The sequence below is a fragment of the Achromobacter sp. JUb104 genome, from assembly GCF_024806975.1.
In the GTDB taxonomy this organism is placed as follows: domain Bacteria; phylum Pseudomonadota; class Gammaproteobacteria; order Burkholderiales; family Burkholderiaceae_B; genus Achromobacter; species Achromobacter spanius.
This window is the reverse complement of the sequence record NZ_JANUEY010000002.1, coordinates 656385-680640: the sequence shown is the minus strand read 5'-3', so window position 1 is coordinate 680640 and position 24256 is coordinate 656385. Positions and strand designations below refer to the sequence as shown.

Sequence of the window (24256 nt, the reverse complement as noted above, 5' to 3'; positions counted from 1 at the left end):
ACCTTACGCCGGTTGGGCCGGGGTGGGCTGCAGCGGCTGCGATGCTTGGCGCGCCGCCAGCAGCCGATTGGCCATTTCAACAAAGCCCGCGCCGCCGTGAAAGGCCGCCACGAATGCGGGGCGGTCCTTCAAACGATGCAATTGCGCCTGGATGTTCGCCACGCCGACCGAAATTGGAAAGTACGCGAACATCGGCTCGTCGTTGGGCGAATCACCGATGAAGAGCGTGCTGTCCAGCGCGTCGGCCACGTCCTGGCCGAATTCGCGTTGGAACATGGTGCGCGTCATGGTCAGCTTGTCGTAGTCGCCAAACCAGCCGTTGACGTGGATGGAACTGACCTTGGCCTGCGCGCCGGCGTCGTGGAAGATCTGGACGATCTTGCTGACGGCCGAATCCGGCAGGGCGGGCACGTCTTCGCAGAAGTCGATGGCCAGATCGGCCACGCGGTAGTCCTGGTCGCTGGCGACGGCACACCCGGGCACCTCGGCCAGGACGCGGTCGCGAATGGCGTCCAGGCGCTTGCGGCTGGCCTGGCGCGAGGCGGCGTCCGTCCAGTAATGGGTCGTCATGCGGCGGGCCTGGCGGTCATAGGCGTAGTAGAACGCGCCGTTTTCCCCCACCACGGCGCGCACCGGCCACATGCGGGCGATATGGTCACACCAGCCGGCCGGGCGGCCGGTAATGGGCACCACCTGGATGCCGGCCGCCTCCAGGCGCTCCAGCGCGGCGTAGGCGTCGGCCGGCAGACGGCCTTCGGTGGTCAGCGTGTCGTCGATATCGGTCAGGACGACGCGAACCGCCGCCGCCACGGTCAAAGGCATGGCCGCAAGGGCTTGCATGAGGTTTTTCCTTCGAGTTTTAAGGGGGATCTCCGGGCGAAAGTTTAACCGTATGCCCCCCGCCGAACGGGCTTCTTGCAGACCAATAGGGGTTCTGGGCCCAGGGGCGCTAAAATCCGGGCTTTCCCGCCTGGTTTGCGTGCCCGCCATGTCCGTCCAGTTGTCCTCTTTGCCCGGCTCCGAGCCGGAATCCTTCGGTATCGCTTCGGTAGCCGAGATCATCGCCGAGCTGCGCGCCGGCCGTATCGTCATCCTGGTTGACGAAGAAGACCGTGAAAACGAGGGCGACCTTGTCCTGGCCGCCGAATTCGTCACGCCCGAAGCCATCAACTTCATGGTGACCCACGGCCGCGGCCTGGTGTGCCTGACCTTGACCGAAGAACGCTGCCGCCAGTTGGAGCTGCCCATGATGGCGGCCCGCAACGGCACGCGCTACGGCACCAACTTCACGCAGTCGATCGAAGCCGCTGAAGGCGTCGAGACCGGTATTTCGGCTGCCGACCGCGCCCGCACCATCCAGGTGGCGGTGGCGCGCGACGCCAAGCCGACCGATCTTGTCCAGCCCGGCCACATCTTCCCGGTGCGCGCGGTGCCTGGTGGCGTGCTGGTGCGCGCCGGCCACACCGAAGCCGGCTGCGACCTGACCGCCATGGCCGGCCTGACGCCCGCCGCCGTCATCTGCGAAATCCTGAAGCCCGACGGCACCATGGCCCGCTTGCCGGACCTGGTGGAATTCGCCCGCCAGCACAACCTGAAGATCGGCACCATCGCCGACCTGATCCAGTACCGCAGCGAACACGAATCCATCGTCAAGCGTGTGGGCAAGCGGCCCATGCAGACGGCCTGGGGCACCTTCGAGGCCGTGGCCTACGAAGACGCCGCCACCGGTTCCGCCCACTTGGCGCTGGTGCATGGTAACGTTTCCCCCGACGTCGAAACGCTGGTGCGCGTGCATGAACCGGCTTCCGTGCTGGACGTGCTGGATACCGGCGCCAGCCCGCATAGCTGGGGCGTGGCGAAGGCCCTGGAGGCCATTGCCGCCGCGCCCGCCGGCGTACTTGTCTTGATGAATTGCCAGTCTTCCACCGAACACCTGTTTGGCCAGATTGCTGGCTGGAGCGACCCCAAGGCCCAGGCCGACGCCGCCGCCAGCACCGACCGTTTCGGCTTGCGCACTTATGGCATCGGCGCCCAGATTCTGCGCGACCTGAATGTGGGTCAGATGAGGCTCCTGGCCCGGCCGCGCAAGATGCCCAGCATGGCGGGCTTTTCCCTGACCATTACGGGTTACGATTGCGACCCGCAGAATACTCCCGCAACACACTGAAGGCCGACACATGAACCCTTACATCCTTACCCCCGACCTGAACGGCGAAGGGCTGCACATCGGCATCGTACGCGCCCGCTTCAACGAAGAAATCGGTCAGGCCGAACTCGAAGCGTGCCTGAAGGAATTGGCCGAGCTGGGCGTGGACGAACGCGACGTGATGGTCACCACCGTCCCGGGCGCCCTGGAACTGGGCGTGGCCCTGTCCCACATGGCCGAGACGTTTGAATTCGACGCACTGATCGCGCTTGGCGCCGTCATTCGTGGCGAGACCTATCACTTTGAAGTGGTCAGCAATGAAACGGCCACTGCAATCACCCGTATCTCCCTGGAAACCGGCATCCCCGTCGCAAACGGCGTGTTGACCGTCGACACCGACGAGCAGGCGCAAGCCCGCGCCGCCGGCAAGGGCCGCGATTGCGCCCAGGTGGCCGTTGAAATGGCCAACCTGGTGGCGGCGCTGGAACCCGAGGAAGAAGACGAAGACGAAGACGAAGACGACGAGGACGAAGATTTTGACGACGAAGAAGACGACGACAAGCGCTGATAGCGCGGCGCAAGCCCGCGCCAACGCGCGCAGCGCACGCCGCCGTGCACGCGAATTCGCGCTGCAAGGCGTTTATGCGTGGCTGCTGCGCGGCGGCGAAGGCACGCAGGACGCCGGCGAGATCGACGCCCATCTGCGCGACACCGAGGATTTCTCCGAGGCCGACGCGCAATGGTTCAAGACCTTGCTGCATGGTGTCCTGCGCGAAGCGCCCGCGCTGCGCGAGCGTTTTACGCCTTACGTCGACCGCCCGCTGGCCGAGTTGTCGCCCGTTGAGCATGGCATCCTGCTGATCGGCAGCTTCGAACTGATTCATCATGTTGAAGTGCCGTACAAGGTTGCCATCAACGAAGCCGTTGAGCTCGCCAAGTCGTTTGGCGGCACCGACGGCTTCAAGTTCGTCAACGGGGTGCTCGACAAGCTGGCCGCCGATGTGCGTGCGAACGAGGTCCAGGCCGCGGCGCAGCAGCGACGCTGAACTGGGTTGCTAGTCCGGGCCGCAGGCTCGGGCCAACAACCTGTGTAGGGGTCAGGCGCATGCCGCCCTGCGCGTACTTTCCCGGTGCGCCAGGCGTGGTCTGCACCTGACCCCTTCGTATTTGGTATTTGTATTCGTATTCAAGCCGGCCCGTGTGCCGGCCTCTCGGAGTTGCCGTGGCGTCCGAATTTGAATTGATCGCGCGCTATTTCACCCGGGCCGCGCCCGCCGGCTTGCTGGGCGTGGGCGACGACTGCGCGTTGTTTCCCGTGCCCGCCGGCGAGCAGGTCGCCACCAGCACCGACCTGCTGCTGGAAGGCCGCCATTTCTTTCCCGACGTAGACCCCCGCGCCTTGGGCCACAAATCGCTGGCCGTGAACCTGTCCGACCTGGCCGCCATGGGCGCGCGCCCCATCGGCTGTGTGCTGGGCCTGGCCCTGCCGCGCCTTGACGAACCCTGGCTGGCCGCCTTCGCCGAAGGCTTCCACGCGCTGGCGGCGGCCCATGGCTGCCCGCTGATCGGCGGCGACACCACGCGCAGCGCGCATGACCTGGCGATCAGCGTCACGGTCTTTGGCGCCGTGCCTGCCGGCCAGGCGCTGCGGCGCGACGCGGCACAAGCGGGCGACGACATCTGGGTATCCGGCGAGCTGGGTGCGGCCGATGTCGCCTACCGCCTGCTGGACGGCCAGTACCCCGCCAACGACGCCTTGCTGGCCGCCACGCGCGCCGCTCTGGAATGGCCGCAGCCGCAGGTGGCGTTGGGGATGGCGCTGCGCGGCATCGCGCACGCCGCCGTTGATTTGTCCGACGGCCTGCTGCAAGACCTGGGCCACATCTTGGCCGCCAGCCGGTTGGGCGCCCGCCTGGAAGTCGACCGCATGCCGGTGGCCGCCGCCTTGTCGGGGCTGGACGACGCGCCGCGCCGTCGCGCGGTGCTGGGCGGTGGCGACGTCTATCAACTGTGTTTCACCGCCCCGGCCACGCAACGTGATGCCGTCCAGGCCGCCGCCCGTGCGGCCAGCGCTCAGGTCACCCGCGTGGGCCAGACGCTGGTGCAACCGGGGCTGCAAGTGCTGGACGGGCAGGGCCGGCCGCTGACCGACCTGCCGGGCGGCTTCGATCATTTCCCCTCCGCCTGAGCAGCCGGTCCCCGCTTCGCCACTTCCCGCTGCCCTTTCCCCTTTTCCTTATCCCCATTCCCCCATCGGCCCAGGATCCATGTCCTCTTCCTCCAAGCCATCTCGCTCCATTCGCGAACGTTCGCGCGCCGTGTATCCCGCGCTTTCCTGGGTGTGCCGCGACCCCGGCCGCCTGATCGCTTTCGGCCTGGGCAGCGGCCTGATCCGGCCGGCATCGGGCACCTGGGGCACGCTACTTGCTTGGGGTATCTGGGTGGCCGCCGCGCCCGCCGCATCGAACCTGGCCATCGGCGTGTTCCTGGCGCTGGCCTTTGTGTACGGCTGCTGGGCCTGCCACCGCGTTGGCCGCGAACTTGGGCAATCCGATCATGTCGGAATGGTCTGGGACGAGATGGTGGCGTTCTGGCTGGTGCTTTGGCTGACGCCGGCCGGCTGGTTGTCGCAGTTGCTGGCGTTCGCGCTGTTCCGCATGTTCGACATCGTCAAGCCGCCGCCCATCAAGTTCTTCGACGCCCACGTCAAGGGTGGCTTTGGCGTCATGTGGGACGATATCGTCGCGGCCGGCTACGCCTTGCTGGTTATGGCCTTGGTAGTGCGTACAGGAGTCTTGGGATGAACGAACAACAAGCAGTAACCCGTTCGAATCTTTCGGCGGCGCAGTTGGCGGAAGCCACGCTGGTCGCCTTGGCCGAACGGCTGGGCGATGCGATGCGGCGCAAGGGCTGGATGTTGGGTACGGCCGAATCGTGCACCGGCGGCCTCTTGGCCGGAGCGATGACGTCGGTGGCGGGGTCCAGCGACTGGTTCGAACGCGGCTTCGTCACCTACAGCAACGACGCCAAGGTGACCGAACTGGACGTATCGCCCGACGCCCTGCATCACTTCGGCGCGGTCAGTGAACCCGTGGCGCTGGAAATGGCCAACGGCGTGTTGCTGGCGTCGCCCGCCGCGCACCTGGCGGTATCCACCACCGGCATCGCCGGGCCGGGAGGGGCCACGCCGGGCAAGCCGGTGGGCATGGTGTGTTTTGGTTTTGCAATGCGCGTGGACGACGGCATCAGCAGCCGCGCCGCCACCCATGTGTTCAACGGCGACCGCACGCAGGTGCGTCAGGCCGCCGTGGAATTCGCGCTGCGCGGCTTGCTGGAATTGCTGGGCGAGCCGGCCTGATTCAATACGCCGCGTTGACCCAGAGAATCAACGCACCGCGTTGACCCTGACGATCAACGCACCGCGTTGATGGCATCCCGCAGGCCCATCGCGGCCTGGCCAGCGGCTTCGCGCCAGTCGTCGCCGCCGCTGGCGTAGATGATGGCGCGCGACGAGTTGATCATCATGCCGCTGCGCGCGGCGTTGGCGCCCGCGTTCACGGTGGCGGTAATGTCGCCGCCTTGCGCGCCGATGCCCGGCACCAGCAGGGGCAGGGCATCGCCAATGCGTTGGCGCACCGCCGCGAGTTCGTTCGGGAACGTGGCGCCCACCACCAGGCCGCACTGGCCGTTGGCGTTCCACTTGTCGGCCACCAGCCCTGCCACGTGCAGGTACAGCGGTTCGCCGTTATCCATCTTCAGGAATTGCAGATCCGAACCGCCCGGGTTGGAGGTGCGGCACAGCACGATCACGCCACGGTCACGCCACGCCAGGTAGGGTTCGACCGAGTCCAGGCCCATGTACGGGCTGACCGTCAGCGCGTGCGCCTGGTAGCGTTCGTAGGCTTCGCGCGCGTAGTTCTCGGCGGTGGAGCCGATGTCGCCGCGCTTGGCGTCCAGCACGATGGGCAGGTCCGGGTGCTTGTCGCGGATGTGCTGGCACAGCGCTTCCAACTGGTCTTCGGCGCGGTGCGCGGCGAAGTACGCAATCTGCGGCTTGAAGCTGCAAGCGTAGGGCGCGGTGGCGTCGACGATGTCGCGGCAGAACTGGAAGATGGCGTCCGGCTTGTCCTGCAATTCGCGCGGAAAGCGTTGGGGGTCGGGGTCCAGGCCCACTTGCAGAAGCGAGTTGCTGGAGGTCCAGGCGTGTTCGAGTTTTTGCAGGAAATTCATGGGGAGTTCAGTGCAGTTTGACCCGGGGGCGCGTGCGCCGCATCAGCAGGCGGGCCAGGGCAAGGGAGGCGGTGCGCGAGATGCCCAGCACCGCTTTGTGGTGCATCAGGTGCAGGCTCATGTACATCAAGCGCGCCAGTGTACCGCTTACGAACAGTCCCCGTCCGGCCAGCTTGCCCATCAGGCTGCCCACCCCGGCGTCCTGGCCCAGCGACACCAGCGAGCCATGGTCCTGGTAGACGTAGGGCGCGGTGGGTTCGGCGGTGCGGCGCAGGCGCGCGGTGAGCTTCTTGGCCAGGTAGTCGGCCTGCTGGTGCGCCGCCTGGGCGCGCGCGGGCACGGTGCGCCCGTCGCGCCAGGGCGCCGCGCAGCAATCGCCCAGGGCCAGAATGTGCGGATCGGGGGTTTCCAAACGCTCGTTGACTTCCAACTGGCCCAGCTTGTTCAGCGGCAGGCCCAGGTCGGCCAGCAGGGCGGGGCCCTTGATGCCGGCCGCCCACATGCACAACTGGGCGGGGAATTCCCGGCCGTCGGCGGTCTTGACGCTATCGCCCGTTACCTCGGACACGCGGCATGACGTTTCCACGCCAATGCCCAGCTCGGTCAGCCGGTTGGTGGCGGCTTCGGATATTTTTTCGGGCAGCGCCGACAGGATACGCGGCGCGCCTTCCACCAGCGTGATGGCCAGGTCGCGTTCGGCGCGGAAGTTCGGCAAGCCGTAGGCGCTGACCACGTGGCTGGCTTCGGTCAGTTCCACGGCCAGTTCAACGCCGGTGGCGCCGCCGCCCACAATCACCAGGTCCAGCCGGGCCGACGGGTTGCGCACCTTGGCCAAGTCCACCAGCGCCATGGCTTTCAGCATGGTCAGGCGGAATTGTTCGGCGTTTTCGGTGGTGTCCAGCGTGACGGCGTGTTCGGCCGCGCCGGGCGTGTTGAAAAAGTTGGACGTGCTGCCCAGGGCCAGCACCAGCGTGTCGTAGCCGAACTCACGGCGCGGCAACACTTCCTGATTCTGCGCATCGTTGACGGCGTCCACCACGATCTGGCGGCGTTCGCGGTCCACGCTCAGCAGCCTGCCTTGCGCGAACGAAAAGCCGTTCATGTGGGCCAGCATCAGGTAGGACAAGCCTTCCTGGTGGATGTCCAGCGTGCCGGCGGCCGCTTCGTGCAGCGACGGCTTCCAGATGTGGAAGGGCCGGCTGTCGACCAGCGTGATGTGCTGGCGGCCGTGGATGCGGCCCAGTTTGGCGGCCAGTTCCAGGCCGCCTGCGCCACCACCAACGATGACGATGCGTTCAGAGCGTGCTGACGTCGAATTAGGCATCATGGCTCCCAGTATAAATACGGCCGCATCCCCCGTGGGATGCAGCCCGTGTCAATGCATGACGAATCGGCTGATGGCCACGCCCACCCAGACGACCCCGGCGAAGATCAGCAGCAGCATCACAGCCGCGCTGCCCAGGTCCTTGGCGCGCCCCAACAGCGGGTGGCGCTCTACCGACAAGGCGTCGGCCAGCGCTTCGATGGCGGAATTCAGCAGCTCGGCCGCCAACACCATCACCACCGTGCCCACCAGGAAAAACACCTCGACCGTGGTGCGTCCCAGGAAGAATGCCGCCGGAATCATCAGCACGGCCAGCGCCAGTTCCTGGCGGAACGCGGCTTCATATTTGACGGCCGCTTTCAGGCCTTGCCACGAATAGCGCAGCGCATTCAGGATGCGGCGCAAGCCGCCGGAGCTTTTGAAGGGCGAGTGTTGCGGGTCGTGGGTCATGAGTGCGTAGTAAGGCGGAAGGGTGGCCGCTTTTTAACAGAGTTCGGTTGCCCGCATGGCGTGATGTTGGGCTATGGGCAAACCCTAATTGTGACGCATCGCGGGCAGGCGCAGGATTCTGGTCAATTGGTAAGGCCACTTTACCTTTCTGATATTGCAACACCTGGGCACCCGTAGCCCTACCGCAACCCCAACCGCCACCATGCCGATCCAGACCATCGAGCCGCGCCGCTTGTACCGCCAGATCGCCGATCAGTTGCGTTTGCTGATCGAGGCCGGCGAATTTCCGGTGGGCGCGCGCTTGCCGCCGGAACGCGACCTGGCGCTGAAGCTGGGCGTGTCGCGCCCGTCGGTGAGGGAAGCCTTGATTGCGCTGGAAGTGGAAGGCTGGGTGGAAGTGCGCATGGGGTCGGGCGTGTATGTGCAAAGCCTGTCGGGCGCGCCGCGCGCCAGCCTGATGGCGGAAAGCCCCTTGGAAACCATCCGCGCGCGCTGGACGATTGAAGGCGAACTTGCCGCGCAGGCGGCCCGCAACCCGGCGCCCGCGCTGGTTGATGGGCTGCTGGAAGCGGTGGGCGCCATGGAAGACGAAGCCCGCGCGGCCAGCGTGCCCATACGCGGCGACCGGCTGTTCCATTTGCGCGTGGCCGAAATGGCCAGCAACGCCGTGTTGGTGCGCGTGGTGGGCGAGTTGTTCGACGAACGCCACAACCCCTTGTCCGTGAAGCTGGGCGACTACTTCGAAAACCCCGATAGCTGGGCCGCCGCCATCACCGAGCACCGCCGCGTCATCAGCGCCATTGCAGCAGGCGACGAGGCCGCCGCGCGCGCCGCCATGCATCACCATCTTTCCTGCTCGTTCGACCGCTTGACCGCCAGTTGGCCGGGCGCGGCCGAAACGATGCGCATCGATAGCAAAGAACCGGCGGCGTCCTGACGCCACCGGGGATCCGTAGTCGCAGTACGAAGGTGCAACCTGTATGTGAAATTCCGATGTGAAACATAAAGCGGGCCGGCCCAAAACAACATACGCCGCGCCCGCCACCTCAAAGAGAGGAGACAACATGAATAAAGGCAACGCTATCAAAGTGCTGTTTGCCGCCGTCGCGCTGGCCGTCAGTGGCAGCGCGCTGGCGCAAACCAAGTTGAAATGGGCGCACGTGTACGAGACTTCCGAACCCTTCCATACCTCGTCGGTGTGGGCGGCGCAGGAAATCGAAAAACGCACCAACGGCCGCTATCACATCGATGTCTATCCCGCCTCTCAGTTGGGCAAGGAAAACGACATCAACCAGGGGCTGACCCTGGGCACGGTAGACATGATCATTTCCGGGTCCAGCTTCGCCGCCAAGAGCTTCCCGCGCATCGGCGTCACGTACTACCCCTACACCTTCCGCAGCCCCGAGCACCTGATCGCCTACACCAAGAGCGACGTCTACAAAGAGCTGACGCAAGGCTACGACCAGAAAAGCGGCAACCACATCGTCGCCACCACGTACTACGGCACGCGCCAGACCACATCCAACCGCGCCTTCACCAAGTGCACCGAGATGAAGGGCTTGAAGATCCGGGTACCGGACGTGGCTGCCTACCTGGCCATGCCGCGCGCCTGTGGCGCCAACACCGCGCCGATTGCGTTTGCCGAGGTCTACCTGGCCTTGCAGAACGGCACGGTGGAAGCGCAAGAGAACCCGCTGACCACCATTGAAGCCAAGAAGTTCTACGAGGTGCAGAAGAACATCATCCTGACGGGCCACATCGTCGACCACCTGAACACGGTCATCTCGGGCAAGCTCTGGAAGAGCCTGTCCGATGCCGACAAGAAGGTCTTCGCCGAAGTCGCGCAGCAGGCGGCGGAGAAGGCCTCGGCCGAGGTCGCCGCGAGCGAAAAGAAAATGGTGGATGTGTTCAAGCAGCGCGGGCTGAACGTGGCCGAGGTCAACGTTGAAGACTTCCGCAAGACCGTGTTGGAGAAGGTGCCGTTCGAGCAATACGGCTACCAGAAGTCGGATTGGGAAAAGATCCAGGCGGTGAAGTAGCCGCGTGTGTTCGCTGCACGGGGTAGCGGCACACGGTAGCTGTCCGTCGTCGCCATCCACGGAACCGGCGGGCCCCTGCGGCCCGCCGACCCACCGACATCCGATCAGGGGAACGTCATGCACTCCAACGCGAAAGCGGCGCCGATGGCGGCCGTGAGCCATGGGCCGGGTCCGGTGTCGGCGCCCAGCCACGCCAGCCCGTCTTCCGGTTCATCATCCGGCCCGCACCAGACCAGCGTCGACGACATCGTCCACAGCTTCGAAGAGGCCGACCAGCACACGGTCGACCTGTCCGGCTATCAACCTGAAGACTGGATTTGCCTGGGCATATTCTGGGTGATGTCCCTGCTGGTCTTCTTGCAGTTCTTCTCCCGCTACGTGCTGAACGACTCCTTTGCCTGGACCGAGGAACTGGCGGTGTATTGCCTGATCGGCGTGGTGTTCCTGGGCGCCGCCATGTGCGTGCGGACCTGCCGCCATATTCAGGTGGACTTCCTGTACCGCTATCTGCCCAAGCCGGTGGGCCGCGTGCTGGCCACCGTGATCGATATCTTGCGCACCGCCTTCTTTGGCTACGCGGTGTGGCTCACGTACCGCTACATCGTGCTGGTGGGCGACGAGCCCATGACCACGCTGTTCTGGAACAAGTCTTACGTGTACTGGGTGGCCCTGGCGGGCTTTGCCATGATGTTCCTGCGGTCGCTGCAAGTGTCGGCGCGCAACTGGCGGCAGGGCTATTCCATCCTGGAAAACCCCGCGGCCTACGACGCGCTGGATTGATCGTGTTCACAGCGCCGCAATTCCTGATGACCCCGCATTGCCTATCCGGGAGCAAGACATGGGCATTTTGATTGGAACGTTTCTGCTGTTGATGATCCTGGGCCTGCCGGTGGCGGTGTCCATGGTGGGCGCGTCGCTGCTGTTCATTCTGGTTTCCGGCAGCGTGCCCGACGTGGTGGTGGCGCAGCGCATGATCGCGGGCATTGAATCGTTTCCGCTTCTTGCCGTGCCGTTCTTCATCCTGGCGGGCAACCTGATGAACATCGCCGGCATCACCGGCCGCATCTACAACTTCGCGGTGGCGCTGGTGGGCTGGATGCGCGGCGGCCTGGGGCAGGTGAACATCATCGGCTCGGTGGTGTTCGCCGGCATGTCGGGCACCGCGATTGCCGACGCAGCGGGCCTGGGCACCATTGAAATCAAGGCCATGAAAGACCATGGCTACGAGACCGAGTTCGCGGTGGGCGTCACCGCCGCGTCCGCCACGCTGGGTCCCATCATTCCGCCGTCCTTGCCCTTCGTCATCTACGGCATGATGGCCAACGTGTCGATCGGGTCGCTGTTCCTGGCGGGCTTGATCCCGGGCGCCGTGCTGACCTTGTTGATGATGCTGACCGTGGCCTATTACGCGCGCCGCAACAACTGGGGCGGCGACGTCGCGTTCAACTGGAAGCGCCTGGGCGGCGCGGGGCTGGAAGTGCTGATCGTGCTGACGTTTCCGCTGTCGATCTGGTTGATGACGCTGGCGGGCGTGTCGCCTAACCTGGCCACCGGCATTGCGTTCGCGGCGCTGCTGCTGCTGGACTGGCGCTTCAACTTTTCGGCCGTCATGGCCTTGATGGCTCCGGTGATCTTGATTGGCGGCATGACGCTGGGCTGGTTCACCCCCACCGAGGCCGCCGTGGCCGCCGTGATCTGGGCGCTGTTCCTGGGCCTGGTGCGCTACCGCTCGATGACGTTGCGCACGTTGGCCAAGGCGTCATTCGACACCATCGAGACCACCGCATCCGTGCTGTTCATCGTGACGGCGGCATCCGTCTTTGCCTGGCTGCTGACCACGACGCAGGCCGCGCAGGCGCTGACCGACGCCATCCTGAGCGTGACGCAGAACAAGTGGGTATTCCTGCTGATGGCCAACGTGCTGATCCTGATCGTGGGTTGCTTCATCGACACCATTGCCGCCATCACGATCCTGGTTCCCATCCTGCTGCCCATCGTGCTGAAGCTGGGCATCGACCCCATCCACTTCGGCCTGATCATGGTCTTGAACCTGATGATCGGCCTGCTGCATCCCCCCATGGGCATGGTGCTGTTCGTGTTGGCGAGGGTGTCGCGGTTGTCGGTCGAACGCACCACCATGGCCATCCTGCCGTGGCTGCTGCCGCTGTTCGCGGCGCTGATCGCCATTACCTACATCCCGCAGATCACGCTGTGGCTGCCCACCGCCATGGGCATGGCCGGCAAATAAGGAGCACGCACTCATGTCGCAAAGACTGCAAGGCAAGACCGCCATCGTGACCGCCGCCGGCCAGGGCATCGGCCGCGCCGTAGCCGAGGCGTTCGCGCGCGAAGGCGCGGACGTGCTGGCCGTGGACATCAACGCCGACGCGCTGCTGACGCTGTCCGGCTGCCGCACGCAAGTGCTGGACGTGACCGACGGGCGCGCCATCACCGCACTGGTGGAAGGCGCGTGGCCAGTCAACGTGCTGTTCAACGGCGCGGGCTTCGTCCACGCCGGCACCATCCTGGACTGCGACGAAGACGCGTGGGACTTTTCCTTCAACCTGAACGTGCGATCCATGTACCGGCTGATCCGCGCCTGCCTGCCCGGCATGCTGGCGCGCGGCACGGGGTCCATCGTCAACATGGCGTCGGTGGCGGGCAGCATCAAGGGCGCGCCCAACCGCTGCGCCTATGGCGCCACCAAGGCCGCCGTGATCGGGCTGACCAAGTCGGTGGCGGCGGACTTCGTGGCGCAAGGCATCCGCTGCAACGCCATCTGCCCGGGCACCGTGGAATCGCCGTCTTTGCGCCAGCGCATCGAAGCGCAGGCCGAAGCCAGCGGGCAGACGATAGCCGCGGTCGAAGCCGCCTTCACCGCCCGCCAACCCATGGGCCGCATTGGCCGCACCGATGAAATCGCCGCGCTGGCGGTGTATCTTGCCAGCGATGAATCCGCCTTCACCACGGGCACCGCCCAGGTGATCGACGGCGGCTGGTCCAACTGATTGTTTTCCTCTTTCGCAACAAGGAACCGTTATGAAACTGATGCGCTATGGCGCCAAGGGCGCCGAGAAACCTGGCCTGATCGACGCCGAGGGCAAGGTGCGCGACCTGTCTTCCGTGCTGCCCGACATCACCGCGCAAACGCTAGTCGCCGCGCGCCTGGCCGAACTGCGCGCGCTGGACGCGTCCACGCTGCCGCTGGTGGCGAACCCGGGGCGCGTGGCGCCGCCGTGGAGCGGCATGGGCAAGTTCATCTGCATTGGGTTGAACTACGCCGACCACGCCGCCGAATCGGGCCTGCCCGTGCCGGCCGAACCCGTCATCTTCATGAAGCCGACCTCAGCGGTGGTGGGGCCTAATGACCCCGTCGTACTGCCGCAGGATTCCATCAAGACCGATTGGGAAGTGGAACTGGGCGTGGTCATCGGCGAGAAGGCGCGCTACGCCAGCGAGGCCGACGCCATGAAGCACGTGGCCGGCTATTGCGTGGTGAACGACGTGTCCGAACGTGAATACCAGATTGAACGCGGCGGCACCTGGGACAAGGGCAAGGGCTGCGACACCTTCGGCCCCATCGGCCCGTGGCTGGCCACCGCCGATGAAATTCCCAACCCGCAAGACCTGGAGATGTGGCTGGAAGTGAACGGCAAGCGCTACCAGAACGGCAGCACGCGCACCATGGTGTTCGGCGTGGCGCAGTTGGTGGCGTACGTTAGCCGCTTCATGACGCTGTACCCCGGCGACCTTATCAGCACCGGCACGCCGCCCGGCGTGGGCATGGGGCAAAAGCCCGCGCCCATTTACCTGAAGGCGGGCGACGAGATCAAGCTGGGCATCGCGGGCCTGGGCGAACAGCGCCAGCGTGTGCACGCCTGGGACCCCGCGTTGATCGACGGCTGATCGCGAACTCGTCCGCACCCCGCCCGTACCCCTTATTTTCCGGAGTCCTCATGTCCCAGAACGAAATGGCGTTCATCCGCATTCACCCGGCGGACAACGTGGTGATCGCCCGGCGCCAACTGGTCAGCGGCACGCGGCTGGAAGGCGAAGGCGTGACGGTGCAGGGGCTGGTGCCGCCCGGCCACAAGGTAGCCGTGCGCGCCATTGCGGCGGGTGAGCCGGTGCGCCGCTACAACCAGATCATCGGCGTGGCGCGGCAGGCCATCGCGGCCGGACAGCACGTGCACACGCACAATCTGGAGTTCTCTGAATTCGAGCGCGACTACGCGGTGGGGCAGGGCGCGCACCCCACTGACTACGTGGCGCAACCCGCCACCTTCGAGGGCATCGTGCGCGCCGACGGCCGCATCGCCACGCGCAACTACATCGGCATCCTGACCAGCGTGAACTGTTCGGCCACGGTGGCGCGCGCCATCGCCGACCATTTCCGCCGCGACATCCATCCCGACGCGCTGGCCGCCTGTCCGAACGTGGACGGCGTGGTGGCGCTGACGCACGGCGCGGGCTGTGCCACCGGCAGCGAAGGCGAGCCGCTGAAAGTGCTGCGCCGCACGCTGGGCGGCTATGCGCGCCACGCCAACTTCGGCGGGCTGATGGTGGTGGGGCTGGGTTGCGAAACCAACCAGATCGGCGGCTTGATGGAACAAGAAGGCCTGCGTGAAAGCGGGCTCTTGCATACCTTCAACATCCAGGACACCGGCGGCACGCGCAAAACCGTGGCGCGTGGCATTGAACTGGTCGAGCGCATGCTGGACCAGGCCAATCAGGTGCGGCGCCAGCCGGTGCCGGCCAGCCATCTGACGGTGGGCCTGCAATGCGGCGGTTCGGACGGCTATTCGGGCATCAGCGCCAACCCGGCGCTGGGCGCGGCGGTGGACCTGCTGGTGCGCCATGGCGGTACCGCGATCCTGTCGGAGACACCCGAGATCTATGGTGGCGAACACCTGCTGACGCGCCGCGCCCAAACGCCCGCCGTGGCCGAAAAACTGCTGGCGCGCGTGCGCTGGTGGGAAGACTACTGCGCCCGCAATGACGCCGAAATGGATAACAACCCCTCGGCCGGGAACAAGGCGGGCGGGCTGACCACCATTCTTGAAAAGTCGCTGGGCGCCATCGCCAAGAGCGGCACCACCAACCTGACCGACGTGTTCGAATACGCCGAGCCCGTACGCACGCGCGGGCTGGTGTTCATGGACACGCCGGGTTACGACCCCGTCTCCGCCACCGGCCAGGTGGCGGGTGGCGCCAACCTGATCTGCTTCACCACGGGCCGGGGCTCCGCCTACGGCTGCGCACCCGCGCCGTCCTTGAAGCTGTCGACCAACACCGCCTTGTGGCAGCGCCAGTCCGACGACATCGACATCAATTGCGGTGACGTGGTGGACGGCGCGCAAAGCGTGGCGCAGATGGGCGAACGCATTTTCCAGTTGATGCTGCAAACGGCATCGGGACGCCGCACGCGCAGTGAAGAGCATGGGTACGGGCAGAACGAATTCGTGCCGTGGCAACTGGGCGCGGTGATGTAGCCGCACCGGGGTGGCGATGTTGCATTTGGTCACTGACTTGATATCGAAGATTTCCGTGTCTACAGATATCCTCATTCGCGCGCCGACTGGCCGGTCATCCGACGGGTGCATGGCGCCTTCCGCCCTGGGTCAACCATGCTCGAACGTTTGAATTCGGAGTCGTTGCCACGCCTGCCCGCAGACGTGGAGAAACCCGCCTATGACCGCAGCCGGCTCACGCCCGGCATCGTGCATTTGGGTCTGGGGGCATTTCATCGCGCGCATCAGGCGGTAATGACGGACCTGGCCATCGAGGCCAGCGGCGACCTGAGCTGGGGCATCCTGGGCGTGTCATTGCGCAGCCGCGCCACGCGCGACGCGCTGACGCCGCAAGACGGCCTGTACACGCTGGCCCTGCGCGAGGGGGGAACCGACGGGCAGGCCCGCGAACAACTGCGCGTGGTGGGCTCCGTGCTGCGCGTGATGGTGGCCGAGGAAGACCCCAACGCCGTGCTTGAGCGCATCGCGTATCCGCAAACCCGCATCGTCAGCCTGACGGTCACCGAAAAAGGCTATAGCCACGAGCCGGCCACCGGCTACCTGCGCTGGGACGACCCCGACATTCTTCACGACCTGGAAAATCCGCAGCGCCCACGCAGCACCATCGGCATCCTGGTCTATGGGCTGGCGTTGCGCCGCGAGCGCGGTCTACCGCCCGTCACGCTGCTGTCTTGCGACAACCTGCGCGGCAACGGCGACATGCTGCGCAGCCTGGTGCTGGCCTTTGCCCTGCGCGTGGACGTGGCGCTGACCGCATGGATCGACGCGCACTGCACCTTTCCCAATTCCATGGTGGACCGCATGGTGCCCGGCACCGACGACGGCGACCGCCAACGCATCGCCACGCGGCTGGGCGTGCAAGACGCCTGGCCCGTGGTGGGCGAGCCCTATCTGAACTGGGTGATCGAAGACAAGTTCGCCGCCGGCCGCCCCGCCTGGGAAACGCAGGGCGGCGCTACCTTTGTGCGCAACGCCGAGCCCTACGAACGGCTGAAGCTGCGCATGGTGAATGGGCCGCACTCCACCTTTGCCTACCTGGGCACCTTGTTGGGGCACCGGACCATCAGCGCGTCGGTGCAGACGCCGGCCTTGCGTGATTTTGTCGACGCCATGATGCGGCTGGAAATCGCGCCCACCTTGAAGGGCATTCCGGGTAGTGGGCTGGAGGAATATCGCCAGCGCTTTCTGGCCCGTATCGCCAACCCGGCCTTGCCGCACCCAAGCGCGCAAGTGGCCATGGACGGCTCGCAGAAGGTGCCGCAACGGCTGCTGGAAACCATACGCGACCGCCTGCGCGCGGGCGACGACATCAACCGCCTGACGCTTGCCGTGGCGGCGTGGCTGCACTATCTGCGGGGCGAAGACGAACTGGGCGCGCGCTACGCCATCGAAGACCCGCTGGCGGCGCGGCTGGCCAAGCTGCTGTCGCGCGCCGAGGTGGCCGCGCAGGCCTCGGCCCCGTCGCAAGCGGCGCAGCGCCGCGCCATGGTGCTGGCAAGTTTCAAACCCGTGTTTGGCGACCTGGGTAAAAAGCCCGAGTTCGTCGCCGCCCTGACCACGCATCTGGAAAACCTGCGCGAGCACGGAGTGATGTTCGCCGTGGAAGCCGCCACTTAAGGGTTCCCACTTACCGGTTCCCGACCACGAATCAAGGAGTGCATGGCATGCCTGCTGATAGCCGAGTGGACGCCGTTGAATGGGAACGTTGGGGCATTGCCTGCCTGCGCGCGCAAGACTTCAACGAGGACGATGCGCGCTGCCTGGCGGCCAGCCTGACCCAAACCAGCTTATGGGGCATCGACTCGCACGGCATGGCGCGGCTGCCGCATTACCTGAACCGCGTGGCGCATGGCTCCATCCTGGCGCGCCCGGCTATCCGCGTTGACCGCACGGGCCCGGGCACGGCGCAATTGCACGGTGGGCAAGGGCAGGGCATCGTGGTGGCGCACCGCGCCAACGCGCTGGCGATGGAGCTGGCGCGTGAAGCCGGCATCGCGGCCGTTGGCGTCAGCAATTCCTCGCACTGCGGCGCGGTGGGCCTGTATAGCCGCGCGGCCGCCCGGCAAGGCTTGATCGGCATGGCCTTCACGCATTCGGATTCCATTGCCGCACCCCATGGCGGCCACCACGCCTTCTTCGGCACCAACCCCATTTCGATGGCGTTCCCGCGCGCGGACGGCGAGCCGCTATGCCTGGACATGGCCACCACCTCCATCCCGTGGAACCGCGTCATGAACGCCCGCCGCGACGGCGTGGCCCTGCCGCCAAGCGTGGCGTTGGACGCCCAAGGCAGTGATTGCACGGACGCCGACGCAGTGCGCGCGTTACGACCCTTGGGCGGCATCGAGTACGGCCACAAGGGCTACGGGCTAGCCATGATGATTGAGCTGCTGTGCGGCCCCTTGAACGGCAATCCCTTTGGTCCGCACATCTCACCCATGTACGACGCGCTGGATCAGCCACGGGAATTGGGCGCGTTCTTTATCGTGATTGATCCGCAACGCTTTGCGGGCGGCGCGGCGCTGGCGGGCGTGGTGGCGGCGATGACGGTGGAACTGTCGCAAGCACCCGGCGCGCCGCGCATGCCGGGCGACCCCGAAACCGAGGCCCAGGCCGAGCGCTTGCGCGATGGCATTCCCGTGCCGCCCGCCTTGTGGAACGAGATGAAGGCCTGGAGCCAGCGCCTGGGTGTGGCGCTACCCGCGCGCCGCGCTTAAACGCCCAGGTACTGCAACAGGCGCGGCTCGTCGTCCAGGAAGGCTTGCGACGAGCCCGTCCACGCCACGCGTCCCTTCTCGACGATGGCGTGATGGTCGGCCGTGGCAAGCAGCGGTTCCAGGTTCTTGTCGATGCACAGCACGGCCAGGCCGGTTGCTTTCAGGCTGTCCAGCGCCGCCCAGATTTCTTCACGCACCACCGGCGCCAGGCCTTCGGTGGCTTCATCCAGGATCAGCAGGCGCGGGTTGGTCAGCAACGCGCGTCCAATCGCCAGCATCTGCTGTTCACCGCCCGATAGATGGCTGCCCAGATGCCGCGCACGTTCGGACAAGCGCGGAAACAGCGCGTACACACGGTCCAGCGTCCACGGTTCCGCCAGGCCCTGGCGATTGTGCGCGGTGGCCACCAGGTTTTCACGCACCGACAGGTTGGGAAATATGTGCCGGCCTTCCGGCACCAGCCCGATGCCGCATTGCGCCACCTTGTACGACGGCAGCCGGCTGATGTCCTGGCTGTCGAACACGATGCTGCCTTGGGTGGCGCGGGTCAGCCCCATCACCGTCTTGACGGTGGTGGACTTGCCCATGCCGTTGCGGCCCAGCAAGGTCACGAATTCGCCCGGCCCGATATCCAGGTCGATGCCGAACAGCGCCTGGCTGGCGCCATAGTGCGCGGTCACGCCGCGCATCGATAGCAGCGCGCTCATGCGGGTTCTCCTTGTTTGGCTTCGCCTTCGACCTTTCCCTGCTTGCCGCGCGCGCTGGCGCGTTCGCTGCCCAGGTAGCATTCGCGCACCTGCGGGTTATTGCGAATCTGGTCCGCCGTGCCGCAGGCCAGCGCGCTGCCGTACACCAGCACCGTAATGCGGTCGGACAACGCAAAGACGGCCTGCATGTCGTGCTCCACCAGCAAGATCGTGTAGCGACCGCGCAGTTGCAAGAGCAGGCGCGTCATGGCCTCGGATTCGTGCTGGCTCATGCCCGCCATCGGTTCGTCCAGCAACAGCAGCGACGGCTGGCAAGCCAGCACCATCGCCAGTTCCAATTGCCGTAGTTCGCCGTGCGCGAGTTCACCCGCGGGCGTATCGGCGCGGGCCGACAAGCCGGTCAACGCCAGCGCCTCGTGGGCGGGGTCGGTCAGGGCGGTGGTCGACAGCACGGGCGTCCAGAACCGGAAGCTGTGGCCGCGCCGCGCCTGCACGGCCATCACCACGTTTTCCAGGGCGGTGAAGGGTTTGAAGACAGAGGTGATCTGGTACGAACGCGCCAGCCCATGGCGCACGCGCGTATTCACCGGCATGCGGGTAATGTCGCGGCCGTCCAGCAGCACGCGCCCGCTGTCGGGCCGCAGCTCGCCGCTAAGCTGGCCGATCAGCGTGGTCTTGCCCGCGCCGTTCGGCCCGATCACGGCGTGCAATTCGCCCGCGTGCACGTCCAGCGACAAGTCATCGGTCACCGTCAGGCCACCGTAGCGCTTCACCAGGTTCTCGACACGCAGCGCGGTCATGGTGTTTCTCCCTGAACGTCTGCCGAAGGTTGCCGCCGCGCCGCCTTGCGGCCACGCCAGGGCGTGTCGCGCAGGCTGCCATACACCCCGCGCCGCGACACCAGCACCACGCCTACGATCAGCAAGCCCATGATCAGCATCCAGTGCCCGGTCAGCAGCTTCAACCCTTCCTCCAACAACAGGAACGCCAGCGCGCCGGCCACGGGGCCGAACAGCGTGCCGATGCCGCCCAGCACCACCATCACGATCAGTTCGCCCGACGTGGTCCAGGCCAGGTAGGACGGCGACACATACATGGTCAGGTTCGCCAGCAGCACGCCGGCCACGCCGCAGATCATGGCCGATATCACGTAGGCTGCGAGCCGGTAGCGCAAGGTGGGAAAGCCCAGCGCGCGCATGCGGCGTTCGTTCGCCTGGCAGCCGCGCAACGCCATGCCGAAGGGCGCATGGATCAGCCGATGCATCAGGCCCAGCACCGCCAGCAGCACGCCAAAGGCCGTGTAGTACAGCGCCAGCGGCGTATCCAGCCGGAACGCGCCGAAGTCGCTGCCGGCAAACAGCGACATGCCGTCGTCGCCACCAAAACCGTCCAGCCCCGTCGCCAGAAAATAGAACATCTGTGCAAACGCCAACGTGATCATGATGAAGGCGATGCCGGACGTGCGCATCACCACGTAGCCGCTGACCAGGCCCACCACGGCGCAGGCGGCCAGCGCCCCAGCCAGATGCAGCCAGCCGCTTTCAATGCCGTAGTGCGACATCACCCCCACGGCATACGCGCCCAGCCCCAGGTACAGCGCATGGCCGAAGCTGACCATGCCACCAAAGCCCAGCAGCAGATTCAAGGCCAGCGCGGCCACGCCGTAAACCAGCACGCGACCAAACAGCGCCAACAGAAAAGGTTCGCCCTGCCAGTGCGCGTAAACCGGCACCAGGGCCAGCAACAGCAGCAGGGCGGCGGCCACCAGAAAGCGCGGAGACAGCATGTGCATGAGGTTCCCCTTATCCGTGCTTGACGGGAAACAGGCCCTGCGGCCGCATCGCCAGCACCAGCGCCATCACGATGTAGATCAACATGGACGCAATCGCCGGGCCGGCCGCATTGGCGGCTGCGGGCGGCAAGGCCGCGCGCAGCAGCGTGGGCAGCAGCGCGCGGCCCAGCGTGTCGATCAGCCCCACCATCAGCGCGGCCAGGAACGCCCCGCGCACCGAGCCGATACCGCCGATGACGATCACCACCAGTGTCAGGATCAGGATGGGTTCGCCCATGCCGGTCTGCGCCGACAGGATGGGGCCGGCCATCAGCCCCGCCAGGCCCGCCAGCACCGCGCCCAGCACGAACAGCAAGGTGTTCAGCCGCGCGATGTTCACGCCCAGCGCGCCCACCATCATGCGGTCGGTGGACCCTGCCCGTATCAGCATGCCCAGCCGGGTGCGGTGGATCAGCACATAGCAGCCGGCGGCCACCAGCAGGCCCACCACGATGATCAGAAAGCGGTACAGCGGATACGTCACGCCCAGGATGTCGATGGTGCCCGACAGCCACGACGGCAGCCCCATGCTGATCGGCGCGGGGCCCCAGATGATGCGCGTCAGTTCGTTAAAGAACAGGATGAAGCCAAAGGTGGCCAGCACCTGGTCCAGATGGTCGCGCGGGTACAGCCGCGCCAGCGCAATGCGGTCCAGCAGCAGGCCCAAGGCCGCCATGCCCGCGATGACGGCGGCGCCCGCCAGCAGGAACGAACCCGTGTGGCGGAACACGGTGGCTGCGATGAACGCGCCCATCATGTACAGCGACCCGTGCGCCAGGTTGATGAAGTTCATGATGCCGAACACCAGCGTCAGCCCGGCAGCCAACAGGAACAGCAGTATGCCTAGCTGCAAGCCGTTCAAGGCCTGCACCAGCAGCAGCGTCGTGGACATGGGAATCACCTTGCGCCAGCGGCCAGCCCGGCCGCCCGCATTACTTCATCACGCATTGGGCGGCGTACTGGTCGGACACCTTGGACAGGTCGGCAAAGATGGGGCCCTTGTTCACAAAAGCCACCTTGCCGTCCGCGCCCGCCTGGACGTCCGCGCGGAAGAATCCGGCCACCGGGAAGTGGTTGGGCTGGTAGCGGAATTCACCTCGCACGGACGCAAAGTCGGCGGCTTCCAGCGCCTTGCGCAGCGCGTCCTTGTCGTCAACCTTGCCGCCTGTTTTCTTCAAGGCCGAGCCGATCAGTTGGGCCGCGTCAAACGATTGCGCGGCGTAGCTGGAGGGTTCGCGGCCGTACTTCTGCCGGAACGCGGCGGCAAACGCCTTGTTGGCGGCGTTGTCCAGGTCGGGCGAATACGGCACGTTGGTCACCGCGCCCAGCGCGTCTTGCTGCAGGGCGGGCAGCGTAGCGCCGTCGATGGTGTCCACCGACAACAGCGGAATCTTGCCGAACAGCCCCGCCTGGCGGTATTGCTTGATGAAGTTCACGCCCATGCCACCAGGAAAGAAAACGTAGGCGGCATCGGGCTTCGCATCCGCCAGCGCCGCCAGTTCCACCGAGTAGTCGGGCTGGTTGACCTGCGTGAACACTTCGTTGGCGATCTCACCCTTGTAGAAGCGCTTGAAGCCGGCCATGGCGTCCTTGCCGGCCTGGTAGTTGGGGGCAAGCAGGTAGACCTTCTTGAAGCCCATCTGGTTGGCCATTTCGCCGCTGCCCTCGTGGCGCTGGGTATTGTTCCAGGACGTGGAAAAGAAATACGGTGAACAGTCCTTGCCGGCCAGGTTGGTCGGGCCGGCGTTGGACCCGACCAGGAACACGCCGGCGGTGGTCACCGGCCGCACCACGGCCAGCATCACGTTGGAATACACCACGCCGGTAATGATGGGCACCTTGTCGCTCTGCACCAGCTTGCGCGCGGCCTGCACGCCCACCTCGGGCTTGAACTGGTCGTCTTCCTTGATGACCTGCACCGGCACGCCGCCCAGCTTGCCGCCGCCTTGCTCCACCGCCAGCATGAAGCCATCCAGTTGGTCTTGCCCCAGCACGGAGCCGGGGCCGGTCAATGTGGTCAACAGGCCGATCTTCACGTCGGCCATCGCGGCGGCGGGGAGGGTCAGGCTCAGGCCCAGGACCGCGGCGGCGGTCAGCGAGGTGGTGCGTTTCATGGCGTTTTCCCTTGAGTTGCCGTGTATCACGGTCGTGGTGTTTTGGTGGGGCTGCCTAAGTGCGGCCGGCGAGGTGCGGCTGGCTAAGCGGGGCTGCTGAACTACGGTGTCAGGCCAAAGAACGTCATCGTGTTGCGGAACAGGATCTTTTGCTGCACGTCCGGCACCAGCTCGGCGTGCGCCACCAGGCGGCCCACCTCCTGCTCGCCCAGCGGGTAGGGGTAGTCGGAGCCCAGCAACACGCGGTCTTCACCCATGACGTCGATCAACAGGCGCAGCGAGCGCGCGTCGAACACGGCGCTGTCCGTGTAGAAGCGGTCGGTGTACGACGAGGGCAATTGCGGGCAGTCCTGGCGGATGATGTCGCGATGGCGCCAGGCGTTGTCCACGCGCCCCAGCAGGTAGGCAAAGCTGCCGCCGCCATGCGCGAAGCACAGTTTCAGGCTGCGCGGAATGCGTTCAAACGCGCCAGACAGGATCAACGACAGAATCCCCAACTGCGTTTCAGCGGGCATGGCCACCAGCCACGGCAGCATCCATTTCTTCATGCGACCGTCGGTCATCATGTCCCAGGGGTGCACCAGCACGGGGATGTCGTTATTGGCGCAATGAATCAGAAACTGCACCAGCAGTTCGTCGTCCAGGTCGCGGGGCCCGACGTGGTTGCCGATCTGTACGCCCAGATGGCCGGCGGCGCGTGCGCGCGAGGCTTCCTTGCAGGCCAGGTCCAGGTCTTGCAACGGCACTTGCGCCAATGCCTTCAGGCGCGACGGTGCGTGGGCGCAATGCTCCAGCGCCAGGTCGTTCATGCGGGCGGCCCAATCGGCGGCTGCCTGGGCGGGGTAGGTGTAGCCGAACATGATGGGCGTGGCGCACAGGATCTGCACGTCCACGCCGTGGAGGTCCATCTGCGCAATACGCAGCGCCGGGTCCCACAGGGTGGCGTCCACCGGGCGGAACTCGCGGTCGCCCGCCATGATCTGGCCGGTGGCGCCGTCGGCATCCGGGCGCAGCCAGGGCGCGTTGACCGGGTCCAGCGCCGCCGCTTCCTGCCGCGTGATCGGCGGAAAGAAGTGGGCGTGCATGTCGATTTTCTGAATCATGGGGGGCTTTGCAAGATAGAGAATGCTAGAGGCAGGTTGGCCTGCTATGTGGCTTGCGGCGTGG

General features: G+C 66.0%; 25 protein-coding genes. 15 read left to right on the top strand and 10 right to left on the bottom strand.

The features are described from left to right. Positions 1 to 3: 3 nt before the first annotated feature. Positions 4 to 840, bottom strand: coding sequence for an HAD-IIB family hydrolase (locus M2361_RS15035; protein WP_259250204.1), 837 nt, complete (start codon positions 838 to 840; stop codon positions 4 to 6). Between the two features lie 148 nt (positions 841 to 988). On the opposite strand from M2361_RS15035, the gene ribBA reads away from it, so the two are divergent. The 6 genes from ribBA to M2361_RS15005 all read left to right on the top strand — a co-directional run bounded on the left by ribBA (position 989) and on the right by M2361_RS15005 (position 5504). Next, positions 989 to 2167 (top strand): bifunctional 3,4-dihydroxy-2-butanone-4-phosphate synthase/GTP cyclohydrolase II, encoded by a 1179-nt coding sequence (ribBA, locus tag M2361_RS15030; protein WP_259250200.1) that lies wholly within the window; start codon positions 989 to 991, stop codon positions 2165 to 2167. 10 nt (positions 2168 to 2177) lie between these two features. Continuing rightward, on the top strand, positions 2178 to 2714 hold the full coding sequence (gene ribH, locus M2361_RS15025; protein WP_259250198.1) for a 6,7-dimethyl-8-ribityllumazine synthase: 537 nt from the start codon (positions 2178 to 2180) through the stop codon (positions 2712 to 2714). Then, on the top strand, positions 2683 to 3192 hold the full coding sequence (gene nusB, locus M2361_RS15020) for a transcription antitermination factor NusB (RefSeq protein ID WP_006227614.1): 510 nt from the start codon (positions 2683 to 2685) through the stop codon (positions 3190 to 3192). The genes ribH and nusB overlap by 32 nt, the downstream gene beginning before the upstream one ends. 176 nt (positions 3193 to 3368) lie before the next feature. Further along, positions 3369 to 4334, top strand: coding sequence for a thiamine-phosphate kinase (thiL, locus tag M2361_RS15015; protein ID WP_259250196.1), 966 nt, complete (start codon positions 3369 to 3371; stop codon positions 4332 to 4334). A gap of 79 nt (positions 4335 to 4413) precedes the next feature. Further along, positions 4414 to 4950: a phosphatidylglycerophosphatase A gene (locus M2361_RS15010; RefSeq protein WP_259250194.1), complete on the top strand. Its 537-nt coding sequence runs from the start codon at positions 4414 to 4416 to the stop codon at positions 4948 to 4950. Beyond that, on the top strand, positions 4947 to 5504 hold the full coding sequence (locus M2361_RS15005; protein ID WP_259250193.1) for a CinA family protein: 558 nt from the start codon (positions 4947 to 4949) through the stop codon (positions 5502 to 5504). Before M2361_RS15010 ends, M2361_RS15005 begins: the two co-directional genes overlap by 4 nt. A gap of 53 nt (positions 5505 to 5557) precedes the next feature. Here M2361_RS15005 and pyrF read toward each other — a convergent pair whose 3' ends face one another. From pyrF to M2361_RS14990, 3 genes are read right to left on the bottom strand one after another with little or no spacing between them, the layout of a single operon-like run. Next, positions 5558 to 6376 (bottom strand): orotidine-5'-phosphate decarboxylase, encoded by an 819-nt coding sequence (gene pyrF, locus M2361_RS15000; RefSeq protein ID WP_259250191.1) that lies wholly within the window; start codon positions 6374 to 6376, stop codon positions 5558 to 5560. Between the two features lie 7 nt (positions 6377 to 6383). After that, positions 6384 to 7703 (bottom strand): NAD(P)/FAD-dependent oxidoreductase, encoded by a 1320-nt coding sequence (locus tag M2361_RS14995; protein WP_259250189.1) that lies wholly within the window; start codon positions 7701 to 7703, stop codon positions 6384 to 6386. A gap of 48 nt (positions 7704 to 7751) precedes the next feature. Further along, positions 7752 to 8150, bottom strand: a complete 399-nt coding sequence (locus M2361_RS14990) for a diacylglycerol kinase (protein ID WP_100854489.1) — start codon at positions 8148 to 8150, stop codon at positions 7752 to 7754. A 202-nt stretch (positions 8151 to 8352) separates the two neighbouring features. Here M2361_RS14990 and M2361_RS14985 point away from each other — a divergent pair, with 202 nt between their 5' ends. The 9 genes from M2361_RS14985 to M2361_RS14945 all read left to right on the top strand — a co-directional run bounded on the left by M2361_RS14985 (position 8353) and on the right by M2361_RS14945 (position 18437). Continuing rightward, positions 8353 to 9087: a FadR/GntR family transcriptional regulator gene (locus M2361_RS14985; protein WP_259250187.1), complete on the top strand. Its 735-nt coding sequence runs from the start codon at positions 8353 to 8355 to the stop codon at positions 9085 to 9087. A 127-nt stretch (positions 9088 to 9214) separates the two neighbouring features. Beyond that, a complete protein-coding gene (locus M2361_RS14980; protein ID WP_259250186.1) occupies positions 9215 to 10189 on the top strand; it encodes a sialic acid TRAP transporter substrate-binding protein SiaP in 975 nt (324 codons plus the stop codon). 117 nt (positions 10190 to 10306) lie between these two features. Then, on the top strand, positions 10307 to 10969 hold the full coding sequence (locus M2361_RS14975) for a TRAP transporter small permease (RefSeq protein ID WP_259250184.1): 663 nt from the start codon (positions 10307 to 10309) through the stop codon (positions 10967 to 10969). Positions 10970 to 11027: 58 nt separating this feature from the next. After that, the gene (locus M2361_RS14970; protein WP_259250183.1) at positions 11028 to 12437 is read left to right on the top strand and encodes a TRAP transporter large permease; all 1410 of its coding nucleotides are present in this window, start codon (positions 11028 to 11030) and stop codon (positions 12435 to 12437) included. A 13-nt stretch (positions 12438 to 12450) separates the two neighbouring features. After that, positions 12451 to 13197, top strand: a complete 747-nt coding sequence (locus M2361_RS14965; RefSeq protein WP_259250180.1) for an SDR family oxidoreductase — start codon at positions 12451 to 12453, stop codon at positions 13195 to 13197. A 31-nt stretch (positions 13198 to 13228) separates the two neighbouring features. Continuing rightward, on the top strand, positions 13229 to 14095 hold the full coding sequence (locus tag M2361_RS14960) for a fumarylacetoacetate hydrolase family protein (protein WP_259250179.1): 867 nt from the start codon (positions 13229 to 13231) through the stop codon (positions 14093 to 14095). Between the two features lie 50 nt (positions 14096 to 14145). Further along, positions 14146 to 15681: a UxaA family hydrolase gene (locus tag M2361_RS14955; protein WP_259250177.1), complete on the top strand. Its 1536-nt coding sequence runs from the start codon at positions 14146 to 14148 to the stop codon at positions 15679 to 15681. A gap of 135 nt (positions 15682 to 15816) precedes the next feature. After that, a complete protein-coding gene (locus M2361_RS14950; RefSeq protein WP_259250175.1) occupies positions 15817 to 17337 on the top strand; it encodes a mannitol dehydrogenase family protein in 1521 nt (506 codons plus the stop codon). Positions 17338 to 17384: 47 nt separating this feature from the next. Next, the gene (locus M2361_RS14945) at positions 17385 to 18437 is read left to right on the top strand and encodes an Ldh family oxidoreductase (protein WP_259250172.1); all 1053 of its coding nucleotides are present in this window, start codon (positions 17385 to 17387) and stop codon (positions 18435 to 18437) included. Here M2361_RS14945 and M2361_RS14940 read toward each other — a convergent pair. The 6 genes from M2361_RS14940 to M2361_RS14915 form a co-directional block, all read right to left on the bottom strand. Next, on the bottom strand, positions 18434 to 19144 hold the full coding sequence (locus tag M2361_RS14940; RefSeq protein WP_259250170.1) for an ABC transporter ATP-binding protein: 711 nt from the start codon (positions 19142 to 19144) through the stop codon (positions 18434 to 18436). The genes M2361_RS14945 and M2361_RS14940 overlap by 4 nt on opposite strands. Beyond that, entirely contained in the window at positions 19141 to 19944 is an 804-nt protein-coding gene (locus M2361_RS14935) for an ABC transporter ATP-binding protein (protein WP_259250168.1), read from the bottom strand. Before M2361_RS14935 ends, M2361_RS14940 begins: the two co-directional genes overlap by 4 nt. After that, positions 19941 to 20936: a branched-chain amino acid ABC transporter permease gene (locus tag M2361_RS14930; protein ID WP_259250166.1), complete on the bottom strand. Its 996-nt coding sequence runs from the start codon at positions 20934 to 20936 to the stop codon at positions 19941 to 19943. Before M2361_RS14930 ends, M2361_RS14935 begins: the two co-directional genes overlap by 4 nt. Positions 20937 to 20946: 10 nt before the next feature. Further along, positions 20947 to 21867, bottom strand: a complete 921-nt coding sequence (locus M2361_RS14925; RefSeq protein WP_100854502.1) for a branched-chain amino acid ABC transporter permease — start codon at positions 21865 to 21867, stop codon at positions 20947 to 20949. Positions 21868 to 21907: 40 nt separating this feature from the next. After that, on the bottom strand, positions 21908 to 23089 hold the full coding sequence (locus M2361_RS14920; protein ID WP_259250163.1) for an ABC transporter substrate-binding protein: 1182 nt from the start codon (positions 23087 to 23089) through the stop codon (positions 21908 to 21910). 101 nt (positions 23090 to 23190) lie between these two features. Further along, positions 23191 to 24192, bottom strand: a complete 1002-nt coding sequence (locus tag M2361_RS14915; protein ID WP_259250161.1) for an amidohydrolase family protein — start codon at positions 24190 to 24192, stop codon at positions 23191 to 23193. Positions 24193 to 24256: the final 64 nt, after the last annotated feature.